Consider the following 14,971-nt stretch of genomic DNA (forward strand, 5'->3'; position numbering starts at 1 on the left):
CGGGCATTGCTGCCACAATCGTCCGGTGTCCTGCCAAAGATTTGCTTTTACTCTGCGCACATCTTATTTCCCGTTCCTTTTTCTGCCTGCGCGCAAAATAAAACCCAATCTTTTATCTTAAATTTATGGAGTCTTCTATGACACTTTCATTCTCTATTCCGCGCAGTATTATTTATGGCGAAAACGCATTAGAACATCTGGCAACCCTTAAAGGGAAAAAAGCCGCGCTGGTTACGGGCGGCAGTTCAATGAAGCGCTTTGGTTTTTTGGACAGGGCCATCAGCGAGCTAAAGAAAGCCGGGATGGAGTGCACCGTCATTGATAATGTCGAACCCAACCCCTCTGTTGAAACGGTCTGGCGTGGGGCGAAAGCCATGCTGGCGTTTGAACCGGACTGGATTGTGGCGCTCGGCGGTGGTTCCGCGCTGGATGCGGCAAAAGTGATGTGGTGTTTCTACGAGCATCCGCACCTGACGTTTGAAGACATTATTCCCGTCGGCTCCATGCCCGCACTGCGTAATAAGGCCCGTTTTGTCGCCATTCCGTCCACCAGTGGCAGCGCCTCTGAAATCACCGCGTTCTCGGTTATCACCGATACGGCTCATCACATCAAATACCCGATTGTGGCGGCAGATCTGGTGCCGGATATCGCCATTCTGGACCCGACCATTCCGGCAAAAATGCCGCCGCATGTCACCGTGCATACCGGGATGGATGTGATGACACACGCGCTTGAGGCCTATGTCTCGACTGCCGCCAACTCCTTTACCGATCCCTATGCGGTCGAAGCCATTCGCCTGGTGTTCGAATATCTGGAAATCGCCTATTTGTCGCCAAATGACCTGAATGCGCGTATGCACATGCATAATGCCTCTGCACTGGCGGGCATTGCGTTCACCAATGCGTCTCTGGGGCTGGTGCATTCTATGGCGCATAAGATTGGCGGGGAGTTTGGTATTACGCATGGTCTGGCGAACGCCATTATGCTGCCGTATATCATTCAATATAATTCTATCTATACCAATAAGTACCAGAAGCTGGAGAAAGCGCTGGGCATTGGCAACCTGATTACCGCCATTAAGGACCTGAATAAGCGTCTGAATATTCCAGAAACCCTTGGGCAATGTGGCGAGGTTGAAATTAAAGAGGCCGCATTTATGCAGGTACTCGACCGGATGAGTCACAACGCGGTGGATGATCCGTGCACCCTGACCAATCCCAATCAGCCAACGGTACAAGATGTGAAAACACTCTATTCCAGCGCCTATTACGGTGCCTGATATTCAGAGTGACAGGAACAAAAGCGTATGGCGACATACGCTTTTTTTTGCCCTGAATCAGGCCCGATAGGCGAGCAGAAAAACCGTCACTGCGCGGGCGGTCACTTCTTCGATTTTCTTACTATCCGGCGCGGCCTCGACCCCGAGAACCACGCTGAGGTACAGTTCGGCTTCAATCAATCCTTTTAGATGCATGGCGCAAACCCCGCTGTCGGATTTACGCAGAACGCCTTCTTCGATTTTTTTGCCCAGATAATCGCTTAACAGCTTCCAGCCACGCTGCGGCCCCTGCGTGTAAAAGCGTTGGCCAATGTCGCTGCGCTCCGACTCGCTGACGGCCATGCGCCAGATAGCCAGAATGTTGCCACGCATGATGGAGGCGAGATACTGGCGGCCAAATTTATTTAGTGTGATTTCAATATCTTGTTTGAAATCTAAGGATTCAAACGCATCGGCGATTTCCCTTTTCGCTGAGGTTTCCATGACGGCCGAGAAGATCTCTTCCTTGGAGCTGAAATAGTTATAGAGCGTCGATTTTGACCCACCGACACGGCTGGCAATTTCTGACATTGATGTGTTGTTAAAACCGAGCTCAATAAAGGCTTTGGTGGCAACGTCCAGTATGGTTTGTCGCTTTGTTTCACTCTTAACCCGCATACGCTTCTCTTCTCTCTTCGTCCATCCCGCAAGTTTCGCTTGACTGTGAAGTTATGTCAATTTATAACAAAACCGTACAGTACGGTACAAAAAAAGGATGTATCTTGAAAATTAATAACTTACATTTACGCCGCACTCTGTTACCTCCAGGCACCCGGTTAACTCTTCTTACTGTAATGCTCCTGCTGGCGGGGTGTTCCACCGCGCCGGACAGTCGACTCGGCCATATAAAAGGCGCCGGGGAGCTGGCCTCTTCGCAGTCGTTGACTACCGCAAAAAAGGGGCAGTGGCCCGATACCCAGTGGTGGCTGCGCTATCACGACAGCCAACTGGACAGCCTGATGACCAACGCGCTGGCTTTGGCACCCACGCTAAAAGTGGCGGAAGCCCGCCTGCGTAATGCGGCGGGTATTGCCGAACAGATTGGCGCGATACGCTCCGTTCAGCTCGGCGCGGCGGCATCGGCCTCGAAAGACAAAGTCAGTTACGCTTACCAATCCTATATGCCGCCACACGGCTGGAACGATTACGGTTCAGTGACGGCAAATCTCAGCTTTAACCTCGATTTCTGGGGGAAAAACCGTGCGGCGGTGGCAGCGGCCACCTCAGACTACGCGGCTGCAGAAGCGGAAATGCAGTCGGCAAAACTGCTGATTCAGACCTCGCTGGTACAGGCATATGCGGAACTGGCTCGCTTGTATCTGAACCGGGACACTACGCAAAATGCGCTGGAAATCCGCAGCAAAACCGTGGAGTTGATGGCCGAGCGTAACAGCAACGGCCTGGAAACCGACGGAGTCGTCAGGCAAATGCAGGCGCTGAAAGAGCGGGCAGAAGCGGAGCTGATTGCCGCCGATGAATCTATTCAGTTGCAGAAAAACGCCATTGCCGCCCTGCTCGGTGACGGCCCGGACCGCGCCTTGTCCATTCAGCGTCCCGCTATTCACCTTGATGAATCATTCAACCTGCCTGCCAATACCGGCATCAATATCCTCGGCCACCGCCCGGATATCAGCGCCGCGCGCTGGCGCGTGGAGGCAGCCGCCAAACGTATTCATGTCGCTAAAGCGGCGCACTATCCCGATATCAGTATTACCGGGTTTATTGGTTATCAGTCCTTTGGTCTCAATAACTTAACCCGTTCAGGTAATGATGCGGGCAGCATCGGCCCGGCGCTGTATCTGCCGATCTTTACCGGCGGGCGGCTCTCCGGGCAGTTAACGTCGGCGGAGGCGAATTACGAAGAGTCGGTAGCGACCTACAACAATACGCTGACGCTGGCCTTGCACGATGTCGCCAATGTGGTGACCCGTTCGAAAGCGCTAAAAGAACGTCTGGCGAAGACCGAAAGCGCCTTTGATAACGCACGGGCGGCGTATGACATCGCCGATAAGCGCTATCGCGGTGGTCTGGCGACCTATCTGGATGTCCTGACAACGGAAGACGCCATGCTGGATACCCAGCGCGCGCTGGTGAATTTGCAATCTCAGGCATTTTCTCTCGACGTTTCATTGATCCACGCGCTAGGCGGTGGGTTTGTCGCATCCAAATCCTAATTTGAATGGCAGGAAGTTTTTCTATGGCACAGGCAAAAATCGCGGCGACTGACGACAACTTTGATGCGTCGCGCGCCACATCATCACGTAAAAAGGGCTTTATGGGGCTGGCGGCGGCAATTGTGATTGCCGCTGTGGGATATGGCCTCTGGTACTACTTTGTTGGCTCGCGCTATGTCTCTACCGACAACGCCTACAGCGCCGCCGAAGTGGCTGAGGTTACGCCGTCGGTTACCGGGATTGTGCAAACCGTCAACGTCGTCGATACCCAGGCGGTGAAGCAGGGGGATGTACTGGTGCAACTGGACGACACCGACGCCCGTCTGGCGCTGGCGCAGGCTGAGGCTAATCTGGGGCAATCGCGCCGCCGGGTCAGCAGCTATATGGCGACCGACGAAGGCCTTGCCGCACAAGTGAAGGCACGTGAAGCCGATGAAACCCAGGCACAGGCCCGGCTTGTTGCCGCACAGTCGGATTTCACCAAAGCACAGGTGGACTTAAAACGGCGTGAGGCACTGGCAAAATCCGGGGCGGTTTCCGGCGAGGAGCTGACCAACGCGCGTAACGCGATGGCGCAGGCCGAGTCCAACCTCAATGTCGCCAAAGCGGCTGCGGCGCAGGCCACAGCTAACCGCTTGTCCACCATCGGGGCGAAAAAAGCCAATGCCGCGCTGACCATCAATGCTACCGTCGAAACCAACCCGGAAGTGATGCTGGCAAAGGCGAAGGTTGAACAGGCGCAGGTGGACCTGGCGCGTACTGTCATTAAAGCGCCTGTGGATGGCGTTATTGCTCGCCGTCAGGTGCAGGTCGGCCAGCGCGTACAGAACGGCGAACGGCTGATGAGCGTGGTGCCGCTGCATGATGTTCACGTGGATGCCAACTTCAAAGAGGTGGAGCTACGCCATGTGAAAATTGGTCAGCCGGTGGAAGTGACCGCCGATATCTATGGCGACAAAGTGGTGTATCACGGCGTGGTGAGCGGCGTGTCCGGCGGTACCGGCTCGGCGTTTTCCATGATACCGGCGCAAAACGCTACCGGTAACTGGATCAAGGTGGTTCAGCGTCTGCCGCTGCGTATCACGCTGGATAAAAGCGAGCTGGCAAAACACCCGCTGCAGGTTGGTTTGTCGATGATTGCCACTATCGATACCCGCAAAATCAAAAAACTGAACACGTCTGACAGCGAAGGGCTGGCGACGGCTCGTCAGGATTAAGGCGCCAGAATGAGTGACACTTCGCAAAAGACATTCCCGCAGCCGCTGACAGGCGGGGCTTTGGTGCTTGGGACGCTCTGCCTGGCGATGGCCAATTTTCTGGCTATCCTGGACACCACCATCGCCAACGTTTCGGTGTCGAACATCGCCGGTAGCCTGGGCACGTCGACCAGCCAGGGCACTTACGTTATTACCTCCTACGCGGTAGCGGAGGCGATCTCGGTCCCGCTCACCGGCTGGCTGGCCTCACGGTTTGGCGCATTGCGGGTATTTGTTATCTGCCTGCTGATGTTTGGCGTCTTCTCTACTCTGTGCGGCATGGCGAGCAGTATGAATATGCTAGTGCTGTTCCGCGTCTTTCTGGGCTTCTCCGGCGGCCCGCTGATGCCACTGTCTCAGACGCTGATGATGCGGATCTTCCCCAGAAACAAAGGTCATGTGGCCATTGGCATCTGGAGTATGACCACGCTGGTTGCGCCCATCATGGGGCCGATTCTTGGCGGTGTCATTTGCGACCAGTTTAGCTGGCACTACATCTTTATCTGCAAGACGCCGTTCGCCATCGTGGCGGGGCTAATGTGCTGGAAGATGTTGCAACGCTATGAAACGCAAACCGCGAAATCACCTATCGACGTGGTGGGGCTGGTTCTGCTGGTGGTATGGGTGTCGGCCCTGCAGATCATGCTCGATGAAGGTAAAGACCATGACTGGTTTGCCTCGACCCGCATTATCGTGCTGGCCATTATCGCGCTGATTGGCTTTATCTCGTTCCTGATTTGGGAACTGACGGAGCGTAACCCGGTGGTCGATCTGAAAGTCTTCCGCCATCGGGGGTTCACAACCAGCATGGTAACGCTGTCGCTGGCGTTTGGCGCATTCTTTGGCATTACCGTACTTACGCCGCTATGGCTGCAAATTTATATGGGCTACACCGCCACCATTGCAGGCTATTCGACGGCGACAATGGGGGTGCTGGCGGTATTCCTCGCGCCGCTGATCGCCAACCTGGCAACCAAAATGGACCCGCGTCCGCTGGTCTTTGCCGGGGTACTGTGGCTGGGATTGTGGACGCTATTTCGCAGCCAGGCGGACATGAGCATGACCTTCTCACAGATCAGTTTGCCAATGCTGTTCCAGGGGATTGGTATGCCGCTGTTCTTCGTGCCGCTTACCGCCATTGCACTGGGGTGTGTGCTGGATCGCGAGATGGATTCCGCCGCCGGGCTGATGAATTTTATCCGTACTCTTTCGGGCGCGTTTGCCACCTCGATGGTCAACACCTCGTGGGAAAACCGGACCCGCTACGTGCATGCGGAACTGGCGGGGTTGACAGACAGAGGCGCAGTCGCGACCCAGGCGATGACCAACAGTGGAATGCAGATGGGGGAAGTGCGTGGTTCGATTGACTGGCTATTGCAGGGGCAGAGCGTAATGGTCGCAACGAATCAAATCTTTATGGCAATTGCGGTGATTTTCGTCGTGGCCGCAATGATTATCTGGCTCGCGCCAAAACCGAAAAAAGTGGATATCTCCGCGGTTCATTGAGGGCTCTGTTCATTTCGCCCTACGCTCTGATAAGGTTTCTTGCGGATTATCAGAGCGTTTTTTATTTTCCCCCTTACTAAAACCCCCCAATTAACCACCGCAGCGCGTAAGAAAACAGCAACCGGCGCATTACAACAACGTGCTAATTTTAAAAGGGTTCATTTAGGCGCGCTTTGTGATGCAAACGCAGGTAGGGAGATAACGATGTTTTTTATCTGGATGTTGTTACCGGCACTCTATATTGGTTCTCGTTTTATCTGGTGGCTTCCACTGTCTCCTGTTCTCCGCTTTGGCCTGTTCCTTGTGCTGGTGGGCATTTGTGAGTTCCGCTTTTTTAGCCGCTGGCTGTGGGGGAGTTCATTTTCACCAGAATGGCCGCGCCCGGTTGTGATGCTGGCTGGTGGATTGTTCGGCGCCGTGGTGCTGTTCGCCAGTTTCCTTCTGCTGCGCGATACGCTCGCTTTACTTGTCGGGCTACTGACCCGTAAAACCCTCCCCGGCTTGCCCATCACGCTGCCTCTGCTGGTCCTGTCCGTGGTGCTGGCAGGGGTTGGCGTTTGGCAGGCCACGCGCGTGCCTGACGTTCGTACCGTCCATGTGACAATTCCCGGACTGCCGCCTGCTTTTGACGGCTACCGGCTGGTACAACTGGCTGATATTCATGCCACGCGCCTGTTGCCCCGCCAGTGGGTGGAGCAGATTGTTGCCAGAACCAACGCCCTGCAGCCGGATCTCATTGCGATTACCGGCGATATGTCAGACGGTTCCGTAGAGGATCGCCTGCCAGACGTCGAACCGCTGACACAACTGCGGGCGGCGGATGGCGTCTATGCCATCACCGGCAATCATGAATACTATTTCGACTACGCAAGCTGGGTGCCAGCCTGGCAGACGCTGAGCATTCCCTTTTTGACCAACCAGCATGTACGTATTGTGCGCGGTGACGCCTCGTTTGTGTTGGCCGGCGTGCCGGATAAAGTGGCGGAAAATTACGGTTTTGATGGGCCGGACTTAAAACGTGCGCTGGAAGGTACTCGCCCCGATGACACCGTGATCCTGCTCGACCACCGGCCAGGTACCGCCGATGATAACGCCGCCGCGGGGGTGAAGTTGCAGCTCTCCGGTCACACTCACGGTGGGATGGTGTTGGGGCTTGACCAACTGGTGAAACCCCTCAACAACGGCTATATCTCTGGTCGTTACGCGGTCGGCCCAATGACGCTGTATGTCAGTAACGGTGCCGGGCTGTGGAACGGTTTTCCGCTACGGCTTGGCCGACCTTCTGAAATTACCGAGCTAATTCTGCACTCAGCGGCATCCACGGCGCGTTGAAATGGAGGCAGTCGTGTGGTGACGGCTTGCCGCTATCACTATTGATAACGCTGTAGTGGGTTATCCCTTTTTTGCCCGCAGCGTAGCAACTGCCTGCACGCACTGCTCCACCACGTTATCGACCTCATGGTTGATGTCTATGCGCATGACGTCATCTTCTTGCTGTTCCGGGCGTTCCAGCGCTGCGAACTGACTTTTCAGTAATTCAACCGGCATAAAATGTCCCTGCCGTTTCGCCATCCTCGCCAGAATGGTTTCATAATCACCATCCAGCCACAGAAAATGCACATTTGGACTGCCTTTACGCAGAATATCGCGGTAGCGTTTTTTTAATGCCGAACAAACAATTAAACCGGTTTCATTCTTTTTATACAGACTATAAGACGCGTCATTTAATCGTTCCAGCCATGGTAATCTGTCTTCATCGGTTAAGGGAATGCTGGCTGACATTTTATCGATATTCTTTGCCGGATGGAGATCGTCCCCATCAATAAATTTCGCACCAAGTACGGCGGCGGCTTTGGCTCCAATCAGTGTTTTTCCGCTTCCCGATACCCCCATTAAAATATAACTCTCACCGCGCATTTAATTACTCCTGTCTCATTTTGATGACGCGGATATTACCGTGCAAATAGCGATGCGTTTATGTTTTTCTGCACATGAAAAGCAGAATTATAAAGCGCGTCACGTTATGCGTAACATTGCAGTGTAACAATTTTTGAGCGTGACATCCGTCACAATTCAGGTCAGGGAAAACCGTTTAAATGCCCACCAGGCCACGTCCTGACCAGAGAGGAAACATGAAGATTAAAACTCAATCCTGCGTTGTAGCGGGAAAGCAAACTGTTGACGTTACCGACCAGGAAATTGAATGGAATAATAAGGGTACATTGGTACAAATAACCCGTGGGGGGATTTGTGGATCCGATTTACATTATTATCAGGAAGGCAAGGTCGGTAATTTTTCTGTTAAAGCACCGATGGTGTTAGGCCATGAAGTTATTGGCAAAATTGTTCATTCAGATTCAGAAAAATTACAGGAAGGCCAGACTATTGCGGTAAATCCATCAAAACCTTGTGGTCATTGTAAATATTGCCTGGCGAAAGAAGAAAATCAGTGTACGGAAATGCGTTTCTTTGGCAGCGCCATGTATTTCCCGCATGTTGACGGTGGTTTTACCCGCTTTAAAGTGGTGGATACTGCGCAATGCGTTCCTTTCTCCAGTAATGCCGATGCCAAAATCATGGCTTTTGCCGAACCGCTGGCGGTTGCTATTCACGCTGCTCATCAGGCCGGTGACTTACAAGGCAAACGTGTCTTTATCTCAGGCGTAGGTCCGATTGGCTGCCTGATTGTCAGCGCGGTGAAAACGCTGGGCGCGGCAGAAATCGTCTGCGCGGATATCAGCCCTCGCTCGCTGGAACTGGCGCAAAAAATGGGGGCCGACACGCTCCTCGATCCGCGTAGCGCCGATCTGACGCCGTGGAAAGCGGAAAAAGGTTACTTCGATGTCAGCTTCGAAGTGTCGGGGAATCCAACATCCATTACCACTTGCCTGGAAGTGACGCGCGCCAGAGGGGCGATGGTTCAGGTAGGGATGGGCGGCGCGGTAGCGGATTTCCCGATGATGATGCTCATCGCCAAAGAGATTGCCCTGAAAGGCTCCTTCCGTTTCACCACTGAATTTAATACCGCTGTCTCCTGGCTGGCGAATGGCGTGGTGGATCCCCTGCCGTTATTAAGCGGCGAATACCCCTTCACCGAGCTGGAGCAGGCGCTGAAATTCGCGGGCGATAAAATCCAGGCCGCCAAAGTTCAACTCGTTTTTTAATGAATCGTGATAAGGAATAAGACCATGAACGACCTTTTTTCACTGGCGGGCAAGAATGTCCTGATTACCGGTTCCGCACAGGGTATTGGCTACTTATTAGCAACCGGCCTTGGGAAATACGGCGCACAAATCATCGTTAACGATATAAATCAGGAGCGGGCTGATGCCGCTGTTGAAAAACTGCGCGCAGCGGATATCCGCGCTGTGGCCGCCCCGTTTAACGTGACCAAAAAAGCAGAAATCGATGCCGCTATTGCACGTATCGAAGAACAAACCGGGCCGATTGATGTTCTGGTCAATAATGCCGGTATCCAGCGCCGCCACCCGTTTAATGACTTCCCGGAACAAGAGTGGAATGACGTGATCGCGGTTAACCAGACGGCGGTTTTCCTGGTATCGCAAGCGGTCACCCGTCGCATGGTTGAGCGTCAGGCCGGGAAAGTGATCAACATCTGTTCCATGCAGAGTGAACTGGGACGCGACACCATCACGCCGTACGCCGCGTCCAAAGGCGCGGTAAAAATGCTGACCCGTGGCATGTGCGTTGAGCTGGCACGACACAACATTCAGGTGAATGGTATTGCTCCGGGTTATTTCAAAACCGAGATGACCAAAGCGCTGGTCGAAGACGAAGCCTTCACCGGCTGGCTCTGCAAACGTACGCCTGCTGCGCGTTGGGGTAACCCGGAAGAGCTGATTGGCGCTGCGGTGTTCCTCTCCTCTAAAGCCTCTGATTTTGTTAACGGTCATCTTCTGTTCGTTGACGGCGGCATGCTGGTCGCTGTGTGACTCGTTAGTACTAAGATGCAGCGCTGCGGCGCTGCTGGTTCGGCACATAACAAGAGACAAGATTATGCCATTACTGATTATCGCGGCAGGCGTAGCGCTGCTGCTGGTCTTAATGATTGGTTTTAAAGTTAATGGGTTTATCGCCCTGGTGCTGGTTGCCGCCGTTGTGGGATTTGCCGAAGGTATGGATGCGCAGGCCGTGCTGCACTCCATTCAGGGGGGAATTGGCGGAACGTTAGGCGGCCTGGCGATGATTCTTGGCTTTGGCGCCATGCTGGGGAAGCTGATTTCTGACACCGGTGCCGCTCAGCGTATTGCCACGACGCTGATTGCGACATTCGGTAAAGAGCGGGTGCAATGGGCGCTGGTGATTACCGGTCTGGTCGTGGGGCTGGCGATGTTTTTCGAAGTGGGCTTTGTCCTGCTGTTGCCGCTGGTGTTTACCGTGGTAGCGTCGTCTGGTCTGCCGCTGCTCTATGTCGGTGTACCTATGGTGACCGCGCTGTCCGTTACCCACTGTTTTCTGCCGCCGCATCCGGGGCCGACCGCTATCGCCACCATTTTCGAAGCCAATCTGGGGACAACCCTGCTGTATGGCATGATCATCACTATTCCGACGGTGATTGTCGCCGGGCCGCTGTTTTCGAAACTGCTGACGCGTTTTGAAAAAGCGCCGCCGGAGGGGTTATTCAACCCGCATATTTTTGCCGATCATGAAATGCCGGGCTTCTGGAACAGTATTTTCGCGGCGGTAATGCCCGTGATCCTGATGGCAATTGCCGCGGTTTGTGAAATTACTCTGCCAAAAGGCAATAGCGCGCGTCTCTTCTTTGAGTTTGTCGGTAACCCGGCGGTGGCCCTGTTTATCGCCATCGTGATCGCCATTTTCACTCTCGGGTTGCGCAATGGCCGTAATCTCGAAAAAGTGATGGAAATGGTCGGCGCCTCCATCGGTGCTATCGCAATGATTGTCTTCATTATTGCGGGCGGTGGGGCGTTCAAACAGGTGCTGGTTGATAGCGGAGTAGGCAAATACATCTCACAATTGATGACGGGCACAACCCTCTCGCCGCTGCTGATGTGCTGGACCGTTGCCGCCGTGCTGCGTATCGCGTTGGGCTCTGCCACCGTGGCGGCCATCACGACCGCTGGCGTTGTGCTGCCAATAATCAATGTCACCCATGCCGATCCGGCGCTGATGGTGCTGGCTACCGGTGCGGGTAGCGTAATTGCGTCACACGTCAACGATCCTGGATTCTGGCTGTTCAAAGGCTACTTTAATCTCAGCGTTGGTGAGACACTGCGTACATGGACAGTAATGGAAACGCTAATTTCGTTTATGGGTTTACTGGGTGTGCTGACGCTTAACGCCATCCTGCATTAACTTCATTTTTCGCAATGACGGTATTCCCGGGGAAGTGGATAAACCGCTTCCCCTGGGGAGGGAGAGACGATGAGAAATCACAGAATTTCACTTCAGGATATCGCCACGCTGGCGGGGGTCACCAAAATGACCGTCAGCCGCTATATCCGCTCGCCTAAAACCGTATCCAGGGCCACCGGCGAGCGCATCGCGATGATCATGGAAGAGATCAACTACATACCCAATCGTGCGCCCGGCATGTTGCTCAATGCGCAAAGCTATACGCTGGGTGTGCTGATCCCCTCGTTCCAGAATCAGTTGTTTGCTGACATTCTCGCGGGCATTGAGTCTGTGACATCTGACCATAATTATCAGACACTTATCGCTAACTATAATTACAACAAAGAGTCCGAAGAGGAGTCGGTGATCAATCTGCTCTCCTACAATATCGACGGCATTATTCTTTCCGAAAAGCACCATACCGTTCGTACCGTTAAGTTTCTGCGCTCCGCCAAAATCCCGATTGTTGAACTGATGGATGTGCAGGGCGCCAAAATGGATATGGAAGTGGGGTTTGATAATCGTCAGGCCGCCTTTGACATGGTGAGCACCATGCTGGCTAAGCGTCAGCGGCGTAAAATTATCTATCTGGGTTCGAAAGACGATATGCGTGATGAGCAGCGCTTTTGCGGTTATTGCGATGCCATGAATCAGCATCAACTGGAGGCTTACCGTATCAACCCCCGCGCGAGCTCGTCTATCTACCTTGGGTCGCAGCTTATGGCCGAAGCCTTTAAAACCCACCCGGATCTGGATGGCGTTTTTTGCACGAATGACGATATTGCGATGGGCGCGCTGTTTTACTGCCGCGAGCACGACCTTGCCGTCCCGGAGCGCATTTCCATCGCCGGTTTTCATGGCCTGGAAATGGGGAAACAGATGATCCCAAGCCTGGCGAGCGTGATCACGCCGCGCTTTGATATCGGCAGAATGGCAGCACAGATGTTATTGAATAAGCTAAAAAATGACGCGCTCAACCACAACACTGTCGATTTGGGTTATCAAATCTATCAGGGAAAGACCCTCTGATTTCCTCAGCGCCCTCAATGAACCTCCTCCCGGGTAAAAAAATTTCATGTAAATTTCTGTGAAGTGTTAAGCAGGCTTTACCGATATATGAAGCATGAGTTAATTGGGTTATTTGCCACAGGGCGATTGCCCGAGCGGGGAAACATGAGCACACGTAAAAAACTCACAGCCAGAACACTCATGCTGGCGTCTATTTTTGTCACCATCACCACCGGGTTCCTGGTCACCATTGGCCTGTTGCTCTGGCAATCTATGGGCCAGCAAGAAGCGGTCGCCAAAAGACATCTCCAGCAAATTGCGCTCACTGAATCATTACGTGTTCAGCAACAGCTCGACTCTGCGCTGAACGCCGCGCGCGATTTAGGCAACAGCGCCTGGGCATTACATCAGGCCGGGCTGACAGAACGGCGTGGCCTGGACCAGCTTTTGGCCGATTATCTGCATCAGCACCCTGATTTTTTGTCGATGTCACTGGCCTTTGAAGCCAATACGTTTGACGGCAAAGACGCGGAGTTTGCGGGAAAAGCGGATCAGGATCCGGCTGGCCGCTACGCCCGCTATGTTGACCGTGATAACAGTGGTAACCCGGCGCTACACAACCTGGTGGATTATGAAACACCGGGCAGCGGCGACTACTACCTTTTGCCGCGTCAGCGCCAGAAAGAGGTGATTATCGAGCCGTACATCTACCCCTATAACGGTGTGGATGTGATGCTGACCTCCATCGCGGCGCCGATTATCCGCGACGGTAAGTTTCAGGGCTCTGTGACTTCGGATTTCTCGCTGGAAACGCTGCAAAAAATGATTGGCGCCATCAAGCCGTGGGAAGGGACGGGTTACGCGCTGTTGCTCTCGGCGGATAACAAAGTGGTTTCCAGCCCTGATAAGGCGGCAACGGGTAAACCCTGGACGGGGACAATCGGCGCGGAAGCGGTGGTGCGCACCGACGATGCCCTGCTAAAAGAACCGGCGTTTGTGACCTGGCGCACCATCGACATTGGTAACAGTCAGACGCCATGGAAGCTGGCGATTGTGACGCCAGTCAGCGTCGTCATGGCCGAAGCGTGGCACTACCTGCGTAACGCCATCCTGCTGATGATCCTGAGTATTATCATTGTCAGCGTGGTGGTAGCGATGGTGTTTACCCGCAAGGTTGCGCGCCCGGTAGGCGGCGAGCCGACGGAAGCCTCAGAGATTGCGCTGTCCGTGGCGCAAGGGGATTTGAGTCATCAGATTGCGGTACGTAACGGCGATAGCAGCAGCATCTTTTATGCCCTGCACACCATGCAAGCCCAGCTCCGGCGTATTGTGGGCAGCATCAGCGATGCCAGCCATTCCGTGCGGGCGGGAAGCAGTGAAATCGCGGCAGGCAACCTCGATTTAGCTTCGCGAACCGAGGAGCAGGCGGCGGCGATTGTGCAGACGGCGGCGAGCATGGAGCAGATTTCCGTGACCGTCAAAAACAACGCGGAGAATGCGCACAAGGCAACATCACTGACGCAGAACGCGGCGCAAATTGCCGGGCAGGGTGAATCGCTGGTGGCACAAGTGGTGGATATCATCGGCAAGATTGATGAGAGCGCCGGCAAGATTGGCGATATTAACAGCATCATCGACAGCATCGCTTTTCAGACCAATATTCTGGCATTGAACGCGGCGGTTGAAGCGGCCCGCGCCGGTGAGCAGGGCAGAGGCTTCGCGGTGGTGGCCGGTGAAGTGCGCAGCCTTGCACAGCGCAGCGCCAGTGCGGCCAAAGAGATTTCAGCGCTGATTGAGGAGTCGTCCGGGCGCGTCAGTAAAGGGGTTACGCTGGTGAATGAGACGGGGGCGATGATGAAGCAAATCATTACCTCGGTTTCCAGTGTGCATCAGGTGATTGCCGAGATTGTGCAGGCGCTGGATGAGCAAACGAAAGGCGTGAGTCAGGTGAGCGAGGCGGTCAATCAGATGGATAGCGCCACCCAGCAGAATGCGTCTCTGGTGCAGCAGATCTCTGCGGCGGCCATGTCGCTGGAGGAGCAGGCGAAGAGTCTGGAGGAGACGCTGGCGTTTTTCTCGGATGCGCGGAAAAGCTATTCGTAATGAGTGGGTTATGATTTTGTCCCCGGTGGCGCTGCGCTAACCGGGGCTACCAATCGAAGATACTGTGAACGTCTTCAATTTTTTTAGCCATGGCTGATTCGTTTTCCCGCATGATAACCATAGCGACATCTTTGTGACGCCGCGGGGATTGTAAAGGGGAACGGAACCCTCCACCTGAGCCGCATATTCCCCTCACCCCAACCCTCTCCCCGGAGGAGAGGGAGAAAAC

Annotated in this window: 12 protein-coding genes; 10 read left to right on the forward strand and 2 right to left on the reverse strand. The window is 54.2% G+C overall.

What is annotated here, in order from left to right; genetic code table 11:
- Positions 1-137: 137 nt before the first annotated feature.
- Positions 138-1,280, forward strand: a complete 1,143-nt coding sequence (locus MRY16398_RS01485) for an iron-containing alcohol dehydrogenase (protein WP_075203625.1) — start codon at positions 138-140, stop codon at positions 1,278-1,280.
- A 57-nt stretch (positions 1,281-1,337) separates the two neighbouring features.
- Here the strand turns inward: MRY16398_RS01485 and MRY16398_RS01490 are convergent, their stop codons facing one another.
- Complete coding sequence (locus MRY16398_RS01490; protein WP_041851300.1) at positions 1,338-1,937, reverse strand: TetR/AcrR family transcriptional regulator; 600 nt, start codon at positions 1,935-1,937, stop codon at positions 1,338-1,340.
- A 104-nt stretch (positions 1,938-2,041) separates the two neighbouring features.
- Here MRY16398_RS01490 and MRY16398_RS01495 point away from each other — a divergent pair, with 104 nt between their 5' ends.
- From MRY16398_RS01495 to MRY16398_RS01510, 4 genes are all read left to right on the forward strand, one after another.
- On the forward strand, positions 2,042-3,493 hold the full coding sequence (locus MRY16398_RS01495; RefSeq protein ID WP_232034372.1) for an efflux transporter outer membrane subunit: 1,452 nt from the start codon (positions 2,042-2,044) through the stop codon (positions 3,491-3,493).
- Between the two features lie 23 nt (positions 3,494-3,516).
- A complete protein-coding gene (locus tag MRY16398_RS01500; RefSeq protein WP_272879238.1) occupies positions 3,517-4,710 on the forward strand; it encodes an HlyD family secretion protein in 1,194 nt (397 codons plus the stop codon).
- Positions 4,711-4,719: 9 nt separating this feature from the next.
- A complete protein-coding gene (locus MRY16398_RS01505; protein WP_079496969.1) occupies positions 4,720-6,255 on the forward strand; it encodes a DHA2 family efflux MFS transporter permease subunit in 1,536 nt (511 codons plus the stop codon).
- Between the two features lie 204 nt (positions 6,256-6,459).
- On the forward strand, positions 6,460-7,587 hold the full coding sequence (locus MRY16398_RS01510) for a metallophosphoesterase (RefSeq protein WP_125123761.1): 1,128 nt from the start codon (positions 6,460-6,462) through the stop codon (positions 7,585-7,587).
- Positions 7,588-7,647: 60 nt separating this feature from the next.
- On the opposite strand, the gene idnK is transcribed toward MRY16398_RS01510, so the two are convergent.
- Positions 7,648-8,172, reverse strand: a complete 525-nt coding sequence (gene idnK / locus MRY16398_RS01515; protein WP_041851304.1) for a gluconokinase — start codon at positions 8,170-8,172, stop codon at positions 7,648-7,650.
- 215 nt (positions 8,173-8,387) lie between these two features.
- Between idnK and idnD the strand changes: the two genes are divergently transcribed.
- The 5 genes from idnD (at position 8,388) to MRY16398_RS01540 (ending at position 14,742) form a co-directional block, all read left to right on the forward strand.
- Positions 8,388-9,419, forward strand: a complete 1,032-nt coding sequence (gene idnD / locus MRY16398_RS01520) for an L-idonate 5-dehydrogenase (RefSeq protein ID WP_125123762.1) — start codon at positions 8,388-8,390, stop codon at positions 9,417-9,419.
- A gap of 24 nt (positions 9,420-9,443) precedes the next feature.
- Positions 9,444-10,208: a gluconate 5-dehydrogenase gene (gene idnO, locus MRY16398_RS01525; protein ID WP_041851306.1), complete on the forward strand. Its 765-nt coding sequence runs from the start codon at positions 9,444-9,446 to the stop codon at positions 10,206-10,208.
- Between the two features lie 64 nt (positions 10,209-10,272).
- Entirely contained in the window at positions 10,273-11,592 is a 1,320-nt protein-coding gene (locus MRY16398_RS01530) for a gluconate:H+ symporter (protein WP_041851307.1), read from the forward strand.
- Between the two features lie 69 nt (positions 11,593-11,661).
- Complete coding sequence (gene idnR, locus MRY16398_RS01535; RefSeq protein WP_041851308.1) at positions 11,662-12,660, forward strand: DNA-binding transcriptional regulator IdnR; 999 nt, start codon at positions 11,662-11,664, stop codon at positions 12,658-12,660.
- 144 nt (positions 12,661-12,804) lie between these two features.
- Entirely contained in the window at positions 12,805-14,742 is a 1,938-nt protein-coding gene (locus MRY16398_RS01540; RefSeq protein WP_071194986.1) for a methyl-accepting chemotaxis protein, read from the forward strand.
- The last annotated feature ends 229 nt before the right edge of the window (positions 14,743-14,971 follow it).

The sequence above is a fragment of the Phytobacter sp. MRY16-398 genome (assembly GCF_003925915.1).
Taxonomy (GTDB): Bacteria; Pseudomonadota; Gammaproteobacteria; order Enterobacterales; family Enterobacteriaceae; genus Phytobacter; species Phytobacter diazotrophicus.

Coding starts and splice junctions, on each gene's coding strand:
- MRY16398_RS01485 (WP_075203625.1), top strand. CDS start 138: ATGACACTTTCATTCTCTATTCCGCGCAGTATTATTTATGGCGAAAAC.
- MRY16398_RS01490 (WP_041851300.1), bottom strand. CDS start 1,937: ATGCGGGTTAAGAGTGAAACAAAGCGACAAACCATACTGGACGTTGCC.
- MRY16398_RS01500 (WP_272879238.1), top strand. CDS start 3,517: ATGGCACAGGCAAAAATCGCGGCGACTGACGACAACTTTGATGCGTCG.
- MRY16398_RS01505 (WP_079496969.1), top strand. CDS start 4,720: ATGAGTGACACTTCGCAAAAGACATTCCCGCAGCCGCTGACAGGCGGG.
- MRY16398_RS01510 (WP_125123761.1), top strand. CDS start 6,460: ATGTTTTTTATCTGGATGTTGTTACCGGCACTCTATATTGGTTCTCGT.
- idnK (WP_041851304.1), bottom strand. CDS start 8,172: ATGCGCGGTGAGAGTTATATTTTAATGGGGGTATCGGGAAGCGGAAAA.
- idnD (WP_125123762.1), top strand. CDS start 8,388: ATGAAGATTAAAACTCAATCCTGCGTTGTAGCGGGAAAGCAAACTGTT.
- idnO (WP_041851306.1), top strand. CDS start 9,444: ATGAACGACCTTTTTTCACTGGCGGGCAAGAATGTCCTGATTACCGGT.
- MRY16398_RS01530 (WP_041851307.1), top strand. CDS start 10,273: ATGCCATTACTGATTATCGCGGCAGGCGTAGCGCTGCTGCTGGTCTTA.
- idnR (WP_041851308.1), top strand. CDS start 11,662: ATGAGAAATCACAGAATTTCACTTCAGGATATCGCCACGCTGGCGGGG.
- MRY16398_RS01540 (WP_071194986.1), top strand. CDS start 12,805: ATGAGCACACGTAAAAAACTCACAGCCAGAACACTCATGCTGGCGTCT.